This window comes from Klebsiella sp. 2680, from assembly GCF_900198535.1.
Taxonomy (GTDB): domain Bacteria; phylum Pseudomonadota; class Gammaproteobacteria; order Enterobacterales; family Enterobacteriaceae; genus Klebsiella; species Klebsiella indica.
The window spans coordinates 889432-907353 of record NZ_FZNJ01000001.1; the positions used below are offsets into that span (position 1 = coordinate 889432).

13 protein-coding genes are annotated in these 17922 nt (G+C 52.8%); 9 read left to right on the forward strand and 4 right to left on the reverse strand.

Features of this window, described 5'->3' with window-relative positions:
- The first annotated feature begins 168 nt into the window (after window positions 1–168).
- From FN037_RS04290 to FN037_RS04310, 5 genes are all read left to right on the forward strand, one after another.
- A complete protein-coding gene (locus FN037_RS04290) occupies window positions 169–984 on the forward strand; it encodes a Cof-type HAD-IIB family hydrolase (protein ID WP_142501606.1) in 816 nt (271 codons plus the stop codon).
- Between the two features lie 677 nt (window positions 985–1661).
- Window positions 1662–2138 (forward strand): oligogalacturonate-specific porin KdgM family protein, encoded by a 477-nt coding sequence (locus tag FN037_RS04295; protein WP_142501607.1) that lies wholly within the window; start codon window positions 1662–1664, stop codon window positions 2136–2138.
- Between the two features lie 25 nt (window positions 2139–2163).
- Window positions 2164–3744, forward strand: coding sequence for a rhamnogalacturonan acetylesterase (locus FN037_RS04300; RefSeq protein WP_142501608.1), 1581 nt, complete (start codon window positions 2164–2166; stop codon window positions 3742–3744).
- Between the two features lie 10 nt (window positions 3745–3754).
- On the forward strand, window positions 3755–4840 hold the full coding sequence (locus FN037_RS04305; protein WP_138360550.1) for a pectinesterase family protein: 1086 nt from the start codon (window positions 3755–3757) through the stop codon (window positions 4838–4840).
- A 9-nt stretch (window positions 4841–4849) separates the two neighbouring features.
- Entirely contained in the window at window positions 4850–6565 is a 1716-nt protein-coding gene (locus tag FN037_RS04310; RefSeq protein ID WP_142501609.1) for a pectate lyase, read from the forward strand.
- Window positions 6566–6795: 230 nt separating this feature from the next.
- Here the strand turns inward: FN037_RS04310 and FN037_RS04315 are convergent, their stop codons facing one another.
- Window positions 6796–7869 carry a LacI family DNA-binding transcriptional regulator gene (locus tag FN037_RS04315; RefSeq protein WP_138360552.1) on the reverse strand — a complete coding sequence of 358 codons (1074 nt, stop codon included), beginning with the start codon at window positions 7867–7869 and terminating at the stop codon, window positions 6796–6798.
- 298 nt (window positions 7870–8167) lie between these two features.
- On the opposite strand from FN037_RS04315, the gene FN037_RS04320 reads away from it, so the two are divergent.
- Both FN037_RS04320 and FN037_RS04325 read left to right on the forward strand, forming a co-directional pair.
- A complete protein-coding gene (locus FN037_RS04320) occupies window positions 8168–9469 on the forward strand; it encodes an MFS transporter (RefSeq protein WP_142501610.1) in 1302 nt (433 codons plus the stop codon).
- A gap of 16 nt (window positions 9470–9485) precedes the next feature.
- Window positions 9486–11849 (forward strand): TIM-barrel domain-containing protein, encoded by a 2364-nt coding sequence (locus FN037_RS04325; RefSeq protein ID WP_142501611.1) that lies wholly within the window; start codon window positions 9486–9488, stop codon window positions 11847–11849.
- Between the two features lie 86 nt (window positions 11850–11935).
- Here FN037_RS04325 and FN037_RS04330 read toward each other — a convergent pair whose 3' ends face one another.
- Window positions 11936–13528, reverse strand: coding sequence for an ABC-F family ATPase (locus FN037_RS04330; protein ID WP_138360555.1), 1593 nt, complete (start codon window positions 13526–13528; stop codon window positions 11936–11938).
- A 182-nt stretch (window positions 13529–13710) separates the two neighbouring features.
- Here FN037_RS04330 and FN037_RS04335 point away from each other — a divergent pair, with 182 nt between their 5' ends.
- Together FN037_RS04335 and ldtB are read left to right on the forward strand one after the other, a co-directional pair.
- Window positions 13711–14493: a tyrosine-protein phosphatase gene (locus FN037_RS04335; RefSeq protein ID WP_138360556.1), complete on the forward strand. Its 783-nt coding sequence runs from the start codon at window positions 13711–13713 to the stop codon at window positions 14491–14493.
- Between the two features lie 201 nt (window positions 14494–14694).
- Window positions 14695–15609, forward strand: a complete 915-nt coding sequence (gene ldtB / locus FN037_RS04340) for a L,D-transpeptidase (RefSeq protein ID WP_138360557.1) — start codon at window positions 14695–14697, stop codon at window positions 15607–15609.
- 42 nt (window positions 15610–15651) lie between these two features.
- Here the strand turns inward: ldtB and FN037_RS04345 are convergent, their stop codons facing one another.
- Both FN037_RS04345 and FN037_RS04350 read right to left on the reverse strand, forming a co-directional pair.
- Window positions 15652–16368, reverse strand: a complete 717-nt coding sequence (locus FN037_RS04345) for a GntR family transcriptional regulator (RefSeq protein ID WP_138360558.1) — start codon at window positions 16366–16368, stop codon at window positions 15652–15654.
- Window positions 16369–16377: 9 nt separating this feature from the next.
- On the reverse strand, window positions 16378–17700 hold the full coding sequence (locus FN037_RS04350) for a PTS sugar transporter subunit IIC (protein ID WP_142501612.1): 1323 nt from the start codon (window positions 17698–17700) through the stop codon (window positions 16378–16380).
- Window positions 17701–17922 lie beyond the last annotated feature (222 nt).

Below are 17922 nucleotides of genomic sequence, written 5' to 3' on the forward strand. Positions count from 1 at the left end.
TATTCCTCATGCATCCTCGGGAGCCAGGCTTCCATAAACGGACGGGATAAGGCAGCGCATCTGCGGTTCAAAAAGCGCTGGATAAACTTTCATTCGAAATAAATTTGTGCTCTCCATCACATTGTAATTAGAATGTTACTGGTCGAAGTTAAGCCAGGAGCACTTGTTATGACCGTTAAAGTTATCGTCACTGATATGGACGGAACTTTTCTCAATGACGCCAAGCAGTATGATCGCCCGCGTTTTCTCGCGCAGTTTGCGCAACTCCAGCAACAGGGTATTGAATTCGTTGTCGCCAGCGGCAACCAATACTACCAGTTGATCTCTTTTTTCCCGGAAATCCGCGAGCAGATCTCCTTCGTCGCCGAAAACGGCGCGCTGGTTTATGAACACGGCCAACAACTGTTCCACGGCGAACTGACCCGTCACGAATCCCAGGTGGTGATTGGTGAATTGCTTAAAGATCCCCAGCTCAACTTCGTCGCCTGTGGCCTCGCAAGCGCTTACGTCAGCGACCGGGCGCCCGATGCCTTTGTCGCGCTAATGTCAAAGCACTACCATCGCCTGCAGCGCATCAGCAACTACCATGATATTGACGACACGCTGTTTAAGTTCTCGCTTAATCTGCCGGATAGCGATATTCCGCAACTGATCGATAAACTGCACGTCTCGCTGGACGGCATTATGAAACCGGTCACCAGTGGCTTTGGTTTCGTCGATTTGATCATCCCCGGCCTGCATAAAGCTAACGGCATCAGCCGCCTGCTTAAACGCTGGAACCTTTCGCCGCAGACCTGCGTCGCCATCGGCGACAGCGCGAACGACACTGAAATGCTAAAACTGGTGAAATACTCCTTCGCGATGGCCAACGCCGTCGAAAGCATCAAGGCGGTGTCCCGTTTTGCGACCGATGACAATAACCATAATGGCGCGCTAAATGTGATTCAGGCAGTACTCGACCACACCGCCCCCTTCAACGATTGATCCCGCGCCGGGGGGCGCATAAGCTACCCCGGTTTTTGTATTTTGTCTCTCCATGCAACCACGACCAAATAATTGCTTGAAACTCATATCCTCTTCGAATGAAGAGATTATGAGAGATTGATAGTTATTAGCTGAACGGGCAAGGCAATCTATTTTATGCACGTTTTGACCTTCCGGTGTCATCGAATGTTTTTTACTGAGAAGGCGTACAGATACATCATGTCAGCGTCATATTGATGGACTGTACGGCTTAGCCGGACATAACGCAGGCACAACATAAATGACTATCATGATAATAAGGGCAATAGGGAGGACGCTTAAAAGTTATACAAATGTGACAATACCATACCAACCCCGCTATTAATTGCAAAAATATAATTATTTGACAAAGATCTCAAAACATCGTTTCAAACTGTGTAAAATAATATTCCATTGAATGGTGTAGTTTTTCACACTAAAACGATTGCTTAATAATAAAGAGTGGATATTACAACGATATACCAGGGGTAATTAAATAATTACTGACAATAAGTAAACTCTGGTGTGATTTAAGAAGTCACTAAAAGCTGCATTAAAGATAATGGTAATATTTCAAAAAATAAAGATGTTGCACTGGATAATGTGGTTTCTAACTCTTACGCCATGACCGTAGGCTATGATTATGCCTTGTCTGACTCATTAATCCTGACACCAAATATCGAAGCACGCTTTTACTCTGGCGGTACCCGTGGCGAGGAACGGAAAACGATCCGGGCGACACGCAAAAAGCAGGTGCCCGTTATACACCAGGCGTAAAATTGAGCTGGCAGGCCAGCGACCTATTTGGAGTATATACCCAATATCGTTATGATTACCGAAAAATCACCCGCTCGCTGGCCAGCGATGATGAACAGAATAAACATCGCCACCGTCTGGAAGGCGGCATCAGTTATACGCCGGTCGATACCTTGACCCTTTCATACAAAGCCTGTTATTACCACGCCGATTATATTCTGGCGAACAACAAAAAACATGATTATCAGCAGGATGTCAATATCGACTGGGCCTTTCTTCCGGACTGGCAAATTAACCTCGGCCTTGAGGACGTCGCCAAAAACAAAACCCGCGGTGGCCGCGAAGCATTACTGAAAGCCGGATTCACTTATCGCTTCTGACCACAACGCTTTTCAGGAGAAATAGATGAACACCCCCATGAAACTACTGGCGCTGCTCTGTACTTTTGCAACGACGGCTCAGGCCAGTACCTTACTGCAAGGCGTCGTGTTAGCTGAGACGCCCTTTCGCGGCGCACAGGTAAATATTGTCGACAGTAATGGAATGAAGCTGTCGACACAAACCGATAATACTGGTCGCTATTCGCTGGTAATTGATAGCCTCCGCCCGCCGCTTGCGTTATCCGCCAAAGCCGCTGGCACCGCAACGGACTGTCTGCACAATGATAAGTTACGCGCCCGTTGTATGGCTTCGCTACTGCTGAGCGTAAAAAAAGACAGCGCCAATACCGCCAATATCACTCCATTCAGCGATCGGTTAGTTTCAGAAGTCGCGGGGGAACTGGGATATATTGGCCCGCAACAATGGATCGAACAGGGCCGTCCCGCCGATCTCCGGCCTGAACTGTTAACCGCTCCGCTGACCAATTTTCGCCGGGGTATGGAGAAGGCGTTTATTTCCCTTGGGACTGAATCAGCACGCATAGATCCCATTAAAACGCCGATTATCCCCGGCGATGCCATGACCACAGTGCTCTCGGTTATTAACCACAATCGCGGCTACGATAACAACAGTGGCGAAGCGGGAACTGCCATACTGACCGACAGCGCTTTCCGGCCGATTGTCGGGCTGAAAAACAGCGGCCCCTGGGAGCCCTTCGATCTCAACCAGGCATTGCAGGATAAAGCCCGTATCGCGACGGCAACAAAACGTATTCTGATTGTCAGTGACTCTACGGCCGCCACGTATGAAGTGAGTCGTCTGCCGCGAATGGGATGGGGACAGGTATTTCAGAACAGATTTCTTGCCGATTCAGGGGTTGTGGTTCTTAATGGCGCACGGGCCGGACGCTCCAGCCGGGATTTTTATAATGAGGGCTGGTATCAGCAAATGGGGCGCTATTTGCAGCCCGGCGATTATGTTTTCATTGCCCACGGTCACAACGATCAAAACTGTAATGGCAATAAGCCTATTCGCGGCGCTGCCGATGTGCGCAATCTCTGTACCTATCCGAATGACGCCAACGGTAAACCACAATATCCACAAGGCCATCCGGAGCTGTCGTTTCAGCACTCACTGGAGCGTTACATTAAGATTGCCCGTGATAAAGGCGCTATCCCGGTCCTTTTCACTCCCACGACGCGGGTAAAAAATGCGGCGGGGAAAACGGCATTCCAGCATGGTCCCCAGGATGTCGTGGTCAGCAGCCACCATACCCGGTCAAACCCCGGCTATTTATTCAGCGGCGACTATATCGCCACTATCAAACAAACCGCTGAGCGAAATCAGGTGCCGTTAATCGACCTGGAACAAGCGACTATCGACTTCGCAAATGCCCATCCCAATGACTGGATGGACTATTGGCTGGCGGTGGATGCCAATGATCCGCGTTATCCCTGGTATAAAACCCAGAAGTCAGGGATCCGCACCCATCCCGACACCACGCACTTTCAGCAAAAAGGGGCGGAGGCCGTGGCGGAAATTGTCGCCCGGCGTATTCGTCAGACACCACAATTGCAAGAGTTAGCCAACAAACTCTATCCCTGAGGCGCAAACAATGAAAAAAATCCTCTTCGCCAGCACCCTCCTGGCCAGCGTTAACGCCTGCGCTCTATCCACACAGGCAACACAATGGAATGCGGTGGTTTCAGCCACGCCGCAAGCTGGTCAATATGCGACCATCGCGCAGGCGCTATCGGCGGCCCCCACGCAAGGCACACCATGGCGCATCCTGATCAAAGATGGCCGCTGGCAGGAACGGCTTGTTATCGACAGACCCGTCACCCTGATCGGCCAGTCACGGGAAAAAACGATAATCGAAGCCGATACGCCAGCGGGATCTCTGGACAGTAACGGCAACAAACTCGGCACCTCGCGCACCAGTACCGTCGAGATTCGGGCCAACGGCGTCACCATGGAGAACCTGACGATTCGCAACAGTTTTGACTTTCCCGCCAATCGGGCATTGCCCGAAGGCGATCCGCGTAAGTTGAAAGATACCCAGGCCGTCGCGCTGATGATTGCGGATAACGTGGATCAAGCACGTTTCCGTCGCGTCAAACTGGAGGGTTACCAGGATACGTTTTATAGCAAAAGCGGCAGCCGGAGCTATTTTACGGACTGCATCGTGACCGGGCATGTTGATTTTATTTTTGGGTCCGGTATCGCCGTCTTCGACCGTTGCGACATTATTGCCCGCAACCGTACCGATGTCTCATCACCGCTGGGGTATATCGCCGCGCCGTCGACGCCATCAACGGCGAAATATGGGCTGATCTTTATTAAAAGCAAAATCAGCAAGGAAGCAGAGGTTCCGGCCAGAAGCTTTGCGCTTGGTCGCCCCTGGCATCCAACAACCCAGTTTAGCGATGGTCGTTACGCCGATCCCAACGCTATTGGGCTGGCGGCATTTATTCACTGCGACATCGATGAGCATATCTACGGCTGGGACAAAATGTCCGGTAAAAATAAAGCCGGAGAAAAAACCTGGTTCTACCCACAAGACAGTCGTTTTTATGAGTTCTCAAACAGCGGCCCGGGCGCGGGTCAGGGAGGAGAGCATTACCAGTTAAGCGCCGTTGATGCGGCACACTACACCATCGAAACCATTTTCTCCGGCTGGCAGCCAGAATTACTCAATTAAGGAGTCATCATGTTTCGTCGTTTCACTTTTAACGCCTGCTTCTGCCTGGTCGCACTGGCTTGTCATAGCGCCTACGCCGACAGTCAGCGTTTACAGGCGGTTAAAACCTTCGCCGACAATGTCCTGGACAAAGCGGGGGATAAATATCATGGCGCCACGCCCTCTCCGCTACTTGCCAGCGGCGTCGATCCGCGTACTGGTAAGCAGATGGAATGGATTTTTCCCGATGGCCGCACCGCCGTGTTATCTAACTTTTCCGCCCAGCAAAATCTGATGCGCGTGCTGGTGGGCCTCAGCAACCTGACCGGCGATGATAAATACCAAAAACGCGCGGAAGAGACCGTTCGTTATTACTTTAACCACTATCAGGATAAAAGCGGCCTGTTGATTTGGGGTGGACATCGTTTTGTCGATCTGAAGACTCTGCAGCCGGAGGGACCCAGTGAAAAAGAGCAAGTTCATGAATTAAAGAACGCTTATCCCTGGTATGAACTGATGTTCGCCGTCGATAAACCCGCCACCGTGCGCTTTATTCACGGCTTCTGGAACGCACACGTTTATGACTGGAAAGTCCTGGAAACCAGCCGTCATGGTCAATATGGCAAAACGCCAGGCAAACTCTGGGCGAACGATTTCACGCAACAGCCGCCCTTTTTTGCCACTAAAGGATTAAGTTTCCTCAATGCGGGCAATGATCTGATCTATTCGGCTTCTCTGTTATACAAATACAATAATGAACCTGGCGCGCTGGTCTGGGCAAAGCGCCTGGCGCAGCAGTATGTCCTGCCGCGGGATCCGAAAACCGGCCTCGGCGTATATCAGTTCACTCAGCCGCTCAAGCGGGCGCAGACTACCGACGACAGCGACACCAATTCTAAATACGGCGATCGCGCCCAGCGTCAGTTTGGCCCGGAATTCGGCACCGATGCACTTGAAGGCAATATGCTGCTGAAAGGCCGAACCAGCACGATTTATTCAGAAAATGCATTGATGCAGCTGGCGTTAGCTAAATCTCTCGGGCCGGATGGCCAGGATATTAAGAAGTGGACACTGGATGGACTGAAAGCATTTGCCCGTTATGCCTATGATCCGAGTAACAATACATTCCGTCCACTACTGGCTAACGGTACCGACCTTTCCAACTACAGGCTCCCGCGTGATGGTTACTATGGGAAAAAAGGTACCGTACTCAAACCTTATCCGGCCGGGAGCGATTTCCTGCTCTCTTATGCCCGCGCTTATACGCTGGAGCAGGATAATGAACTGTGGAAAGTGGCGCGGGGTATCGCGAAAGGCCAGGGATTAGGCGATATTGGCGAGCCAAATGGTAAAAAGAGTCAGATGAATTTAGAAACCAGCAACAGTGATGCTTACGCCATCTTCGCGCTCATCGATCTGTGGCAGGCCACAAAGCAGCAGGCCTATCTCGATGTGGCGCAAAAAGTGGCGGACAACATCCTGGCCACTCATCGCCTGAATGGTTTCTTCGTTAAGGATCAACATGTGCAGTACGCCAGTATTGACAATATTGACCCCTATGCCCTGCTGGCGCTTGAAGCGACGTTACAAAATAAAGCGGACGCCGTAGCGCCATTTCTGAATGGTTCTGGCTTTACCGAAGGGGCTTATCGTCTGCCTGACGGCAGCGTACGCGTTTCGACGAGAGATAACGAACTTTTTGCCTTGAAAACAGGCGAACAGCTGAAACCGAATGGCAAAAAATAGCGTTCATCTAAATTGATATTCCTGGCTTGTCCCGCTTTTGCGTTGCCCACCGTTTCTTTGTGCCGCGCGTAAAGGCTCAATAACCGCCAGCACCGCGCGCACTATTGCGGGACACAGCCGGAATGCTTCGAATGAAGCATCGACACGTTGTAGCCGTGATTTCCGCGCGGAAAAGTCGTTTCACGCGGGACACGTTAAATATCTACGGTAAACGTGCAGAGGATTGTAGATTAATCGTCATACAATCCCTTAGGTTCGACAGAGGTACGGCGGTTACCAGAACGTATCCGCCGTACCGAATCTCGTACCGCCAGCGTACCATGCAAGAGTAACGATCCATGCTGCGCATCAGGACGAAGCAGTTGCCGCTGTAATAAATGTACCGCCTCATCCCCCAATTCATCACGCGGCACATGTACTGCGGTTAGAGGCACATCCTGAATCGCAGACAGGTTAAAACCATCGATGCTCATGACAGAAGTATCCTGTGGAACACGTAAACCTCGCTTTTGTAAAGCAACCATCGTTCCTGCCGCCATAAAATCGCCACCCACCAAAAAAGCCGTTGGTAGCGCGCGATCGTTCCGTTGATCCAGCCAGGCTCCGACCTTTTCTTCTGTCTCCCTGGCGCTGAAATTAGCCACATCGATTAAATCCATACTATCGACAAAACGCAGATTCCGCGCACGCCACGCTTGCTTAATACCCAGTAAACGTAACTCCATGGTATAGCGACGCAGACACATCACGTTTATTACTGACTGGTGCCCCATATCAAACAGATAACGGGCGGCAAATTGACCAATCAATCGGTGATCCGGCGCAACGGAAGATAAACGCATTCCTGAATCGTGGCAGTTGATCATCACACAGGGTTTTCCCAAATCTGCCGCCAGATCGTGAATATGCGGATCATCAATACCCAATAAAATAACAGCCTGCGTTGATGCGTCATGCATACGCTGCAAAAATAAATTCGCATCACTGTCATTCTCCTCCAGCGCGCAGTATCGCAAGTGGACATCGTGCGGCTTGAGTGCATTGTTGATGCTTTGAATAACGCGATAGTAGTAAATGTCCGTTCGCTCGTCGAAGGCCCGTTGAGGAGCAAATACCAGCAAATTGTTGAGCAACATTCTTCCGGCGGCGAGACCGTCCATCACCCCCAACTCGTGAGCGCAATCAAGTACTTTCTGACGAGCCTTTGTACTGGTATTGGATTTCCCTGCTAACACTCGCGATACCGTACTGGGTGACAGCCCGGTACGCAGCGCAATTTCAGTCACTCTGAGCTTTTTATCCATTTTGTGATCGCGCTCCAATTTGTAAATGAAAAAATTTTCATATTAAAAACAGGAATATTTTTAAGTAAATTTCGCGCGAATTACTGCGATATAGCGCGTTTTATGAAAAAAGTTGCAGAAAAATCGCTACTGCGCCCCCCCCTTCTCCCTTAGCCTGAATTGGTCCAACACCTTTGATATTAGTCAACCAAGAGTGGCGGAATATAAACCTTATCAAACAATGAAATACAAAATTTTAGCGACAACTCAGGAAATGGGTTGGTCAATTTTCCCTACTACATGTCTCGTGGAGAGTTCTATGAGCCAAGGCCTCAATAATGATATGGCGGTCAGTAAATCGCGCCGCATAGTAAAGAATCTGCGCTGGTGGATGCTTGTGTTGTTTTTGCTGGGCGTCACCGTCAATTACATCACACGCAATTCACTGGGGATTATCGCCCCGGAATTAAAAACCTCTCTGGGCATTTCTACCGAACAATACTCATGGATAGTCGGCGCTTTTCAACTGGCCTATACCCTTTTCCAGCCGCTCTGTGGTTGGCTTATCGATGTCATTGGCCTCAAGCTCGGCTTTATGATTTGCGCCACGCTGTGGGCTATCGCCTGTATTGCCCATGCTGGCGCCGGAAGCTGGTTGCACCTGGCGATCCTGCGCTTTTTTATGGGCGGCGCTGAAGCGGCGGCGACACCAGCGAATGCCAAAACCCTGGGTGAGTGGTTTCCAAAATCCGAGCGCCCTATCGCCGCGGGCTGGGCAGGGGTCGGTTTTTCTATCGGCGCAATGCTGGCACCGCCGATAATCTATTTCGCGCACGCCTCATTCGGCTGGCAGGGCGCATTCATGTTCACCGGCGCGCTGGCGCTATTATGGGTCGTGCTCTGGTGGGCGTTCTATCATAATCCAGAAAAACATCCGAATCTGGGCAAATCTGAACTGGCGCTGATAAAGCAAGACAATGAAGCGCCACCGCTCAAACAGCCCTTTTTTACCGCGCTAAAAACCGTATCGAAAAACAAACGCTTCTACGGTATCGCTATTCCGGCCTTTATGGCTGAACCCGCCTGGGCGGTATTGAGTTTCTGGGTACCGCTCTATCTGGCGAAAGAGCACGGTATGGATTTAAAGCAAATCGCCATGTTTGCCTGGCTACCGTTTCTGGCAGCCGACCTCGGTAGCGTCGCCAGCGGCTATCTGACCAAACTTTATACCCGCTGGTTCGGCTGCTCGCGGGTGAATTCAGTGATCGCCAGTTCCGTCACCGGCGCCTTTCTGATGATTTCGCTCGCCACCGTTGCGATTACCCGCGATCCGTATATCACCATCGTGCTGATTTCGATAGGCGGTTTCGGCCACCAGATCATTTCCTGCATGCTTAGCGCACTGGTGGTGGAGTCTTTCGATAAAGGACAGATGGCGACTGTTAACGGTATGCGCGGATCCGCCGCATGGATCGCCAGCTTTCTGTTCTCGCTGTTAATCGGAGTCACCGCCGACAAAATCGGCTTCAACCCACTATTTATCGCCATGGGATTCTTTGACCTGATCGGCGCGGTATTCCTGGTGGCATTTATTGCTGAATGTCGCGCAAAGCGCGCCTGAGAGAGTGGATGTAAAAATGAAGACGTTGAAAAACTGGACCTTACGCCAACAACTGGATCACCACGTTGAGTTGACCGTCGATGGCCAGCACATCCTGTGCCTGTATGTCCTGGAAGAGAATATGTTCCGCGTGTTGCTGAAGCGGCACGGTCAGTTGGCGCTGGATCGTACCTGGAGTATCGCCCCACAGCAGGATGTGCCGTGGGAAGGACGCCCGCGCGAGGATTTGAGCGGCTTTAGCCTTCCCGCCTGGCAGCTAACAGAGCGCGACGGCATGCTGAGCATCGCCACCGAGCATCTGCGCGTCACCGTCCACCAGCCGCTGTGGCTGGAATGGTGCTACCGCGATGAAGTCGGCGAGTGGCAGCCGCTCGTTAATGACCGCCCTACCAGCGCCTATCTGGCGAATGCGCACGGCGACGGCGTTGCCCACTACCTTAGCCGCCGTAAAGATGAACGCTTCTATGGTCTTGGTGAGAAGGCTGGCAATTTGCAACGTACCGGCAAACGCTATGAGATGCGTAACCTTGATGCCATGGGTTATAACGCGGTGAGCACCGACCCGCTGTACAAACATATTCCATTTACCATCGCTCAGCGCAGCGATATTAGCTACGGTCTGTTTTACGATAACCTGAGCAACTGCTGGCTGGATCTCGGGAACGAAATCGACAACTATCATACCGCCTATCGCCGCTGGCAAGCGGAAGCAGGCGACATCGATTACTACATCTTTACCGGCAAGCGCGTGCTGGATGTCACCAAAGCCTTTGTGCGCCTGACGGGGAAAACGCTGTTCGGGCCGAAGTGGAGCCTGGGTTACAGCGGCTCAACCATGCATTACACCGACGCGCCGGATGCGCAAAACCAGCTGATGAACTTTATCCGTCTGTGCAATGAACACGCCATTCCATGCGACTCGTTCCAGCTCTCATCCGGCTATACCTCAATTAACGGCAAACGGTACGTCTTTAACTGGAACTATGACAAGGTGCCGCAGCCGAAGGTAATGAGCCAGGCATTCCACGATGCGGGGTTGCGGCTTGCGGCAAACATTAAACCGTGTCTGTTGCAGGATCACCCACGCTACAACGAAGTCGCGGAAAGAGGGTTATTTATCCGTGATTCGGAAACCGACGCGCCGGAACGTTCAAGTTTCTGGGATGACGAAGGCTCTAACCTTGATTTCACCAATCCGCAAACCGTCGCCTGGTGGCAGGAAGGCGTCACCACGCAGTTGCTGAAGATGGGGATCGACGCCACCTGGAACGATAATAACGAGTATGAAGTGTGGGACGGCGAAGCCCGTTGTCACGGATTTGGGCAGGAGATCGCCATCAAACATATTCGCCCGGTCATGCCGCTGTTGATGATGCGCGCCTCGCTGGAAGCGCAGCAGCGCTTTGCGCCGGAAAAACGCCCGTACCTGATCTCCCGTTCCGGCTGCGCCGGGATGCAGCGTTACGTGCAAACCTGGAGCGGCGATAACCGCACCAACTGGGATACCCTGCGCTACAACACCCGCATGGGGCTGGGGATGAGTCTGTCCGGGCTGTATAACGTGGGTCACGACGTCGGCGGTTTCTCTGGCGATAAACCGGATGCGGAGCTGTTCGTGCGCTGGGTACAGAACGGCGTGATGCACCCTCGCTTTACCATCCACTCATGGAATGACGATCATACGGTGAATGAGCCGTGGATGTACCCGGGCGTGACGCCGGCGATTCGTAGCGCGATTGAGCTGCGCTATCGTCTGCTGCCGTACCTCTACACGCTGCTGTGGCAGGCGCACGCCGACGACGAGCCGATGCTGCGCCCCACTTTCCTCGACCACGAACACGACGCGCAAACCTTCGCAGAGTGCGACGACTTCCTGCTTGGCCGCGATATTCTGGTGGCGAGCGTGGTGGAGCCCGGTCAACGTGAACGCCGCGTCTGGCTGCCGGATAACGAAACCGGCTGGTACGATTTCGATAACCACGAATGGTTCTCTGGCGGTCAGTGGATCACCCTGAACGCGCCGCTGGAAAAACTGCCACTGCTGGTACGCGCTGGCGCAGGTGTGCCGCTGAGCGAACGGATCGCTCATGTCAGCCCTGAGCACGACGATACCCGCGAACTGAAACTGTTCCCGGTCAAAGGCGTGGGGACAACATCCGGTCTGCTGTTTGAAGACGATGGCGAAAGCTGGGGTTATCAGACGGGCAATGCCTTGTGGGTGGAATGGGAGATGGTGTGCGATGGGGCGACCGTCAACCTGAAGATCAACGCGCGTGGCGACTATCGTCCGGCATGGAACATGTTGAAGGTATCGTTACCGGTAGGGGAAAAACGTACGCTGCGGGTGAACGGCGTTGAAGGGAGTGAGTGGGTGCTCTGAAAATTGCCGGGTGGCGGCTTCGCCTTACCCGGCCTACAAACTGTAGCGTAGGCCCGGTGAGCGTAGCGCCGCCGGGCATCAGCGTGTTACTCGATCCCTTTACTACGCAGATAATCTTCGTAGTTGCCGCTGAAGTCCACCACGCGCTCAGGCGTAATTTCTATCACCCGGGTCGCCAGCGAGCTGACGAATTCGCGGTCATGGGAGACGAAGATCAGCGTGCCCTGATACATCTCCAGCGCCATGTTCAGCGATTCGATCGATTCCATATCCAGGTGGTTGGTCGGTTCGTCCATCACCAGAATATTCGGTTTTTGCATCATTAGTTTACCGAACAGCATACGGCCCTTTTCACCACCGGAGAGCACTTTTGCAGGCTTCTTGATATCGTCCTGGCTAAACAGCAGACGACCAAGAATGCTGCGCACCGCCTGCTCGTCGTCACCTTCCTGTTTCCATTGGCTCATCCAGTCAAACACCGTCAGGTCATTTTCAAATTCATATTCATGATCCTGCGCGTAATAGCCAATGCGCGCATTTTCTGACCATTTCACGGTGCCGTTATCCGGCGCCAGATCGCCCACCAGCGTTTTCAGCAGCGTCGATTTACCCACGCCGTTGGTACCGAGGACCGCCAGCTTTTCACCCACTTCCAGCAGCAGATTGACGCCTTTAAACAATGGACCGTTATCAAAGCCTTTCGCCAGCGCTTCCACTTCCAGCGCGTTACGGAACAGCTTTTTATCCTGCTCGAAACGGATGAACGGGTTCTGCCGGCTGGAGGCCTTCACCTCATCAAGTTTGATTTTGTCAATCTGGCGAGCGCGGGAGGTGGCCTGGCGAGATTTAGAGGCATTGGCACTAAAGCGGCTAACGAAGGATTGCAGTTCAGCAATTTGCGCCTTTTTCTTGGCGTTATCAGCCAGCAGACGCTCACGGGCCTGCGTCGCTGCGGTCATGTACTCGTCATAATTGCCCGGATAGACACGCAGTTCGCCGTAATCGAGATCCGCCATATGGGTGCAGACCATATTCAGGAAGTGACGGTCGTGCGAAATGATGATCATGGTGCTGTCACGTTCGTTCAGCACCTGCTCCAGCCAGCGAATAGTATCGATATCCAGGTTGTTCGTCGGTTCATCAAGCAGCAGAATATCCGGGTTGGAGAACAACGCCTGAGCCAGCAACACACGCAGCTTCCAGCCGGGGGCAACTTCGCTCATTGGGCCATAATGCTGTTCGATCGGAATACCGACGCCGAGCAGCAGTTCACCAGCGCGCGCTTCGGCGGAATAACCGTCCATCTCGCCATACTGCACTTCGAGATCGGCGACTTTATAGCCATCCTCTTCGCTCATCTCTGCCAGAGAGTAGATGCGATCGCGCTCCTGCTTTACTTGCCACAGTTCAGCATGGCCCATAATGACCGTATCCAGCACGCTGAATTCTTCAAAGGCAAACTGATCCTGACGCAGTTTACCGATACGCTCGTTAGGGTCGAGGGAAACGTTGCCCAGCGTTGGCTCCAGATCGCCGCCGAGGATCTTCATAAAGGTGGACTTACCGCTACCGTTGGCACCAATCAAGCCGTAGCGGTTGCCGCCGCCAAATTTGACGGAAATATTTTCGAACAGCGGCTTACTGCCGAACTGCATGGTGACGTTACTGGATACTAGCACGGGGTTATCCTGACAAATGAGAATGAGAAGTGTGATAAACCAGACATTATGCCAGCAAATGCTTCACTTTTCACGGGCCGTTATAAAATCATCAATGTGGCTTGTGTTAGGGTCAGTGTCATATTGCGCGGTTACACTGTTTATTACTGCGTGATTTTTCCACTTAAACATGGAAGGAACCTATGAAAAGACTCTCCAGCCATCCGGCTTTCTTATCGCTACAGGGCGGTATCAACTTTCGCGATCTGGGCGGCCAGCGTACCGCCGATGGCCGCCGCGTGCGCTCAGGTAAACTGTTCCGCTCCGGCTCGCTGCATATGATGACCGCCGATGACTTAAGCCATCTCGACGCAATCCCCCTTAGTCGGGTGATTGATTATCGCGACCCGGGAGAAGTCAGGCGCAGTCCCGACAAGCTAAACGAACTGGCTCACTACCTTAATGCTCCCGCTAACCCACTCGTTCACCACGTCAACGCAAAAGTGACCGAGTTTAACGCCGCGACGCTTAATGCCGTTGACGGTCAACAGTTTATGCTGGAGCTGTATCGTCAGTTGCCGTTCAACAACCCTGCCTACCGCCAGTTGGTCAAATGGCTGATGGAGCCATTCGACGGCGCGCTGTTACAGCATTGTGCGGTGGGTAAAGACCGTACCGGCATTGGCTGTGCGCTGACGCTGTTGGCGCTCGGCTGCGATCGACATACGGTGATGGAGGAATACCTGCTCACCCAGGGCATGCTGATGCAGGTTGAAGAATTCATGCTCGAATCGCTCGGCGACGCATTGACCGCCCGCGGACGGCAGACCCTGGCGGAAATCATGACGGTTCATGAGTCATATCTTACCGCGGCTCTCGCCCAGATTGATGAACGCTACGCAAGTATTGACGCCTGGCTTGAGCAAGAGTATCAGCTCACGCCGTCGGCGCGCGAAGCCCTTCAGTCGCGGCTTCTGGAGGGGTAACCCCCTCCCGTTTTCACACCGGCAATTGTCCTGATGGTCAGTAACCGCACATGGCATGCATAGCAGCAGGAAAAAAATGTGATTTCGTACACATCTCATTTACCTGTTTGCCAGAATGCACATATAATGCGCTCCCATCGACTTCCTGTTTAAACTGACAAAGGCCAGTGTGGCATTAACATCGCCCACGACATAAAGCATATGAAATTATCAACTCTCATCGCGGCAGCCTTCGCAATCGTGGGCTTTTGCAACACAGCTTCTGCTGTAACCTATCCACTGCCTACTGACGGCAGCCGTCTGATTGGCCAGAATCAGGTCATTACCGTTCCGGAAGATAACAAGCAGCCGCTGGAATATTTTGCCGCTGAATACCAGATGGGTTTGTCCAACATGCTGGAGGCCAACCCTGGCGTGGATACCTTTCTGCCGAAAGGCGGTACCGTGCTGAATATCCCGCAGCAGCTGATCCTGCCGGACACCGTTCATGAAGGGATTGTTATCAACAGCGCGGAAATGCGCCTCTACTACTATCCGAAAGGCACCAACACCGTCATCGTGCTGCCTATCGGTATCGGCCAGTTAGGTAAAGACACGCCGATCAACTGGGTCACCAAAGTTGAGCGCAAAAAAGCAGGCCCGACCTGGACCCCTACCGCGAAAATGCACGCGGAATATATTGCCGCAGGCGAACCGCTGCCAGCCGTTGTCCCGGCCGGCCCTGACAATCCGATGGGGCTGTATGCGCTCTATATTGGCCGCCTGTACGCCATTCATGGCACCAACGCCAACTTCGGTATCGGCCTGCGCGTCAGCCACGGCTGCGTGCGTCTGCGTAACGACGACATCAAATTCCTGTTTGAAAACGTGCCGGTCGGCACACGCGTTGAGTTTATCGATGAGCCGGTGAAAGCCACCACCGAGCCTGACGGCAGCCGTTTCATTGAAGTGCACAACCCGCTGTCTACTACCGAAGAGCAGTTCCAGGGCAATGAAATCGTGCCAATTACCCTGAGCAAGGCGGTACAGGCGGTAACGGGTCAGAGTGATGTTGACCAGAGCGTGCTGGAACAGGCCATTCACAACCGTTCCGGCATGCCGGTGCGCCTGAACTAACGGCACATAATGCACAGCGGCGGGCCAGGGCCCGCCCTTTTTTTATCCGTTATTGACCAGAATAATGCCGCCGTGATCGTAGCGATAGTGGCAATGGGCATACTCCAGCGGCGTACCGTCCTCCAGATAGACGACCTGTTCCACTTCCAGTACCGGATCGCCGGGCTCGCAGTTGAGGTATTCTCTATCCAGTTCTTGCGGTTTCATCGCCCGAACCACACGATATGAACCCATTATTTTTAGCCCCAGCGTCTCCCGCACGTAGCGAAACACCGAGCTTTCCAGATGCGTTTTATTCAGGCCGGGAACCAGCGCCACGGGCATCACGGTCAGATCCAGCGACACGGGTTCATCATTAAGCAGCCGCAGGCGAACAAAATCATAGACTGGCGCATCAGCGTCAATCAGCAGCGAACTTTGCTCTTTTTCTGTCGGAAAGCGCAGCTCAAAACGAATCACCCGGCTTGCCACTTCGCCCAGGTGTTCCCAGGTTTTGGTCGCGCCAAAATAGTCGCTACCGGGCAAATCCCACTGCGAAAGCTGCAGGAAATTTTTGCGCACGAACGTGCCCTGCCCCTTACGGGTATAAATTAGCCCTTCAACGATAAGCTGGCGCATCGCCTGCTGGATCGTCATTCGGCTGGTACTGAACTCCGCTGCTAACGCGAACTGATCCGGTAATGGCGCGCTGGCGGGATACTGCTGACTGATAATTCGCTTTTTAATTTCCCGCGCAATCAAAAGATACTTTGCCGCCATTACCGTTCCTTATTGTTTGTTTATCCCGTTGTTTTTTAAGGCCACTCGCTCAGCAACCTTGAGGAAAGGCAGGTAGAAGAATACACCAAAGATGATGATGATCAACTGTACCACGACCGCCCGCCAGTCTCCCGCCGTCGCCAGCCAGGCGCTGAGTATCGGCGGCGTGGTCCACGGGATCATGACCACGCAGCGCGACATGAGTCCCAGCGTGGTGCAAAGCCAGGCGAAATAGATGCCGATGGCGGGTAGCAGCACAAACGGGATCATCAGCGGCACGTTAAACACGATCGGCAAACCGAAAATCACCGGCTCGTTGATATTAAACAGCCCGGGCGTAATGGCAAGACGCGCCACCTGCTTCGAGGCCCGATGACGCGAAAAGAGAAAAATAGCGATCAGCAAGGAAACGGTGCTGCCGGTGCCACCAATCATGCCGAAGGTCGGCACAAAGATATTGTTAATAATGTGCGGGATCGGCTGGCCGCTGGCGTAGGCCAGCATATTCTCATTGGTATTAATCAGCAGGAACGGCTCCAGCACCACCCCGTTCACCACAGTCTGATGAATACCCAGCGTAAACAAGAAGTTGCCAAAACTGTAGATAAAAAGGGTTCCCGGCAAACTGGTATTAATCAGCCGCAACGGCTGCTGGATAAGCGTGGTAATCAGATGAATCAGATCGGTATGCAGCAGGTTATTCAGCAGGGCGGCAAGCACCGCGAACAGCGACAGCGTCAGAATGGCCGGGATCAGCGAGGAGAACGATTGCCCCACCGCCGGCGGAACGTTCTCTCCAAGATTGATTGTCAGACGCTTGATACTGGCGATGCGCATAAAGATTTCAGTCGCCAGCAGGCCAATAAGCACGCCCGCGAAGATCCCGGTGGAACCAATGTTGGCGAAGGTCAGCACCGAGGTCAGGCTTACCGTCGTTTTCCCGCCGACGGGCACCAGTTCCACCTGAATGGGCATCATAATAATAAAACTGCATAGGGCAATGACGACAGTCGAAACCGGATTAGCGAAATTTTTGTTGCGCGCCAGCGCCCACGCAATCATCGGCGCAATCAGCAGCGCGGCAATATTCAGGGTCCCGTTGATAATCGCCTCGCCCCATACTTTAAAGTGCGCCAGCGTGTCGCCCTGTAATAGCCAGGGAAATACCACATTATTCACCAGCACCGCCAGCCCGGCCAGAATGAAAATGGGCATGACGCCGGCAAATGCATCGCGCAGTGAACGCAAATGTACCTGATTTGCGATCCGCGCGGAAAACTCAACAAAGCGATCGGTCAAAGACTGCATACTGGACGTTGTATTATCAGACATTTTGCAGAATCCTCTTTATCACTTACCCGTACTCCCCTGAATAATTCAGTTTGCAGACAGGGATTCAGCGAATGCATCCCTGCTCGCTTAGCGAAAATCCAACCACCGGGGCAATAAGTCTGCCGAAAACAGATTTATCGCTGTTTTCAGCCCCCGGGATGAGGACGATGGATAAACGCCCCTGCTGCCTGAAATATGACGGGGATAACCTGGCGCGGACTG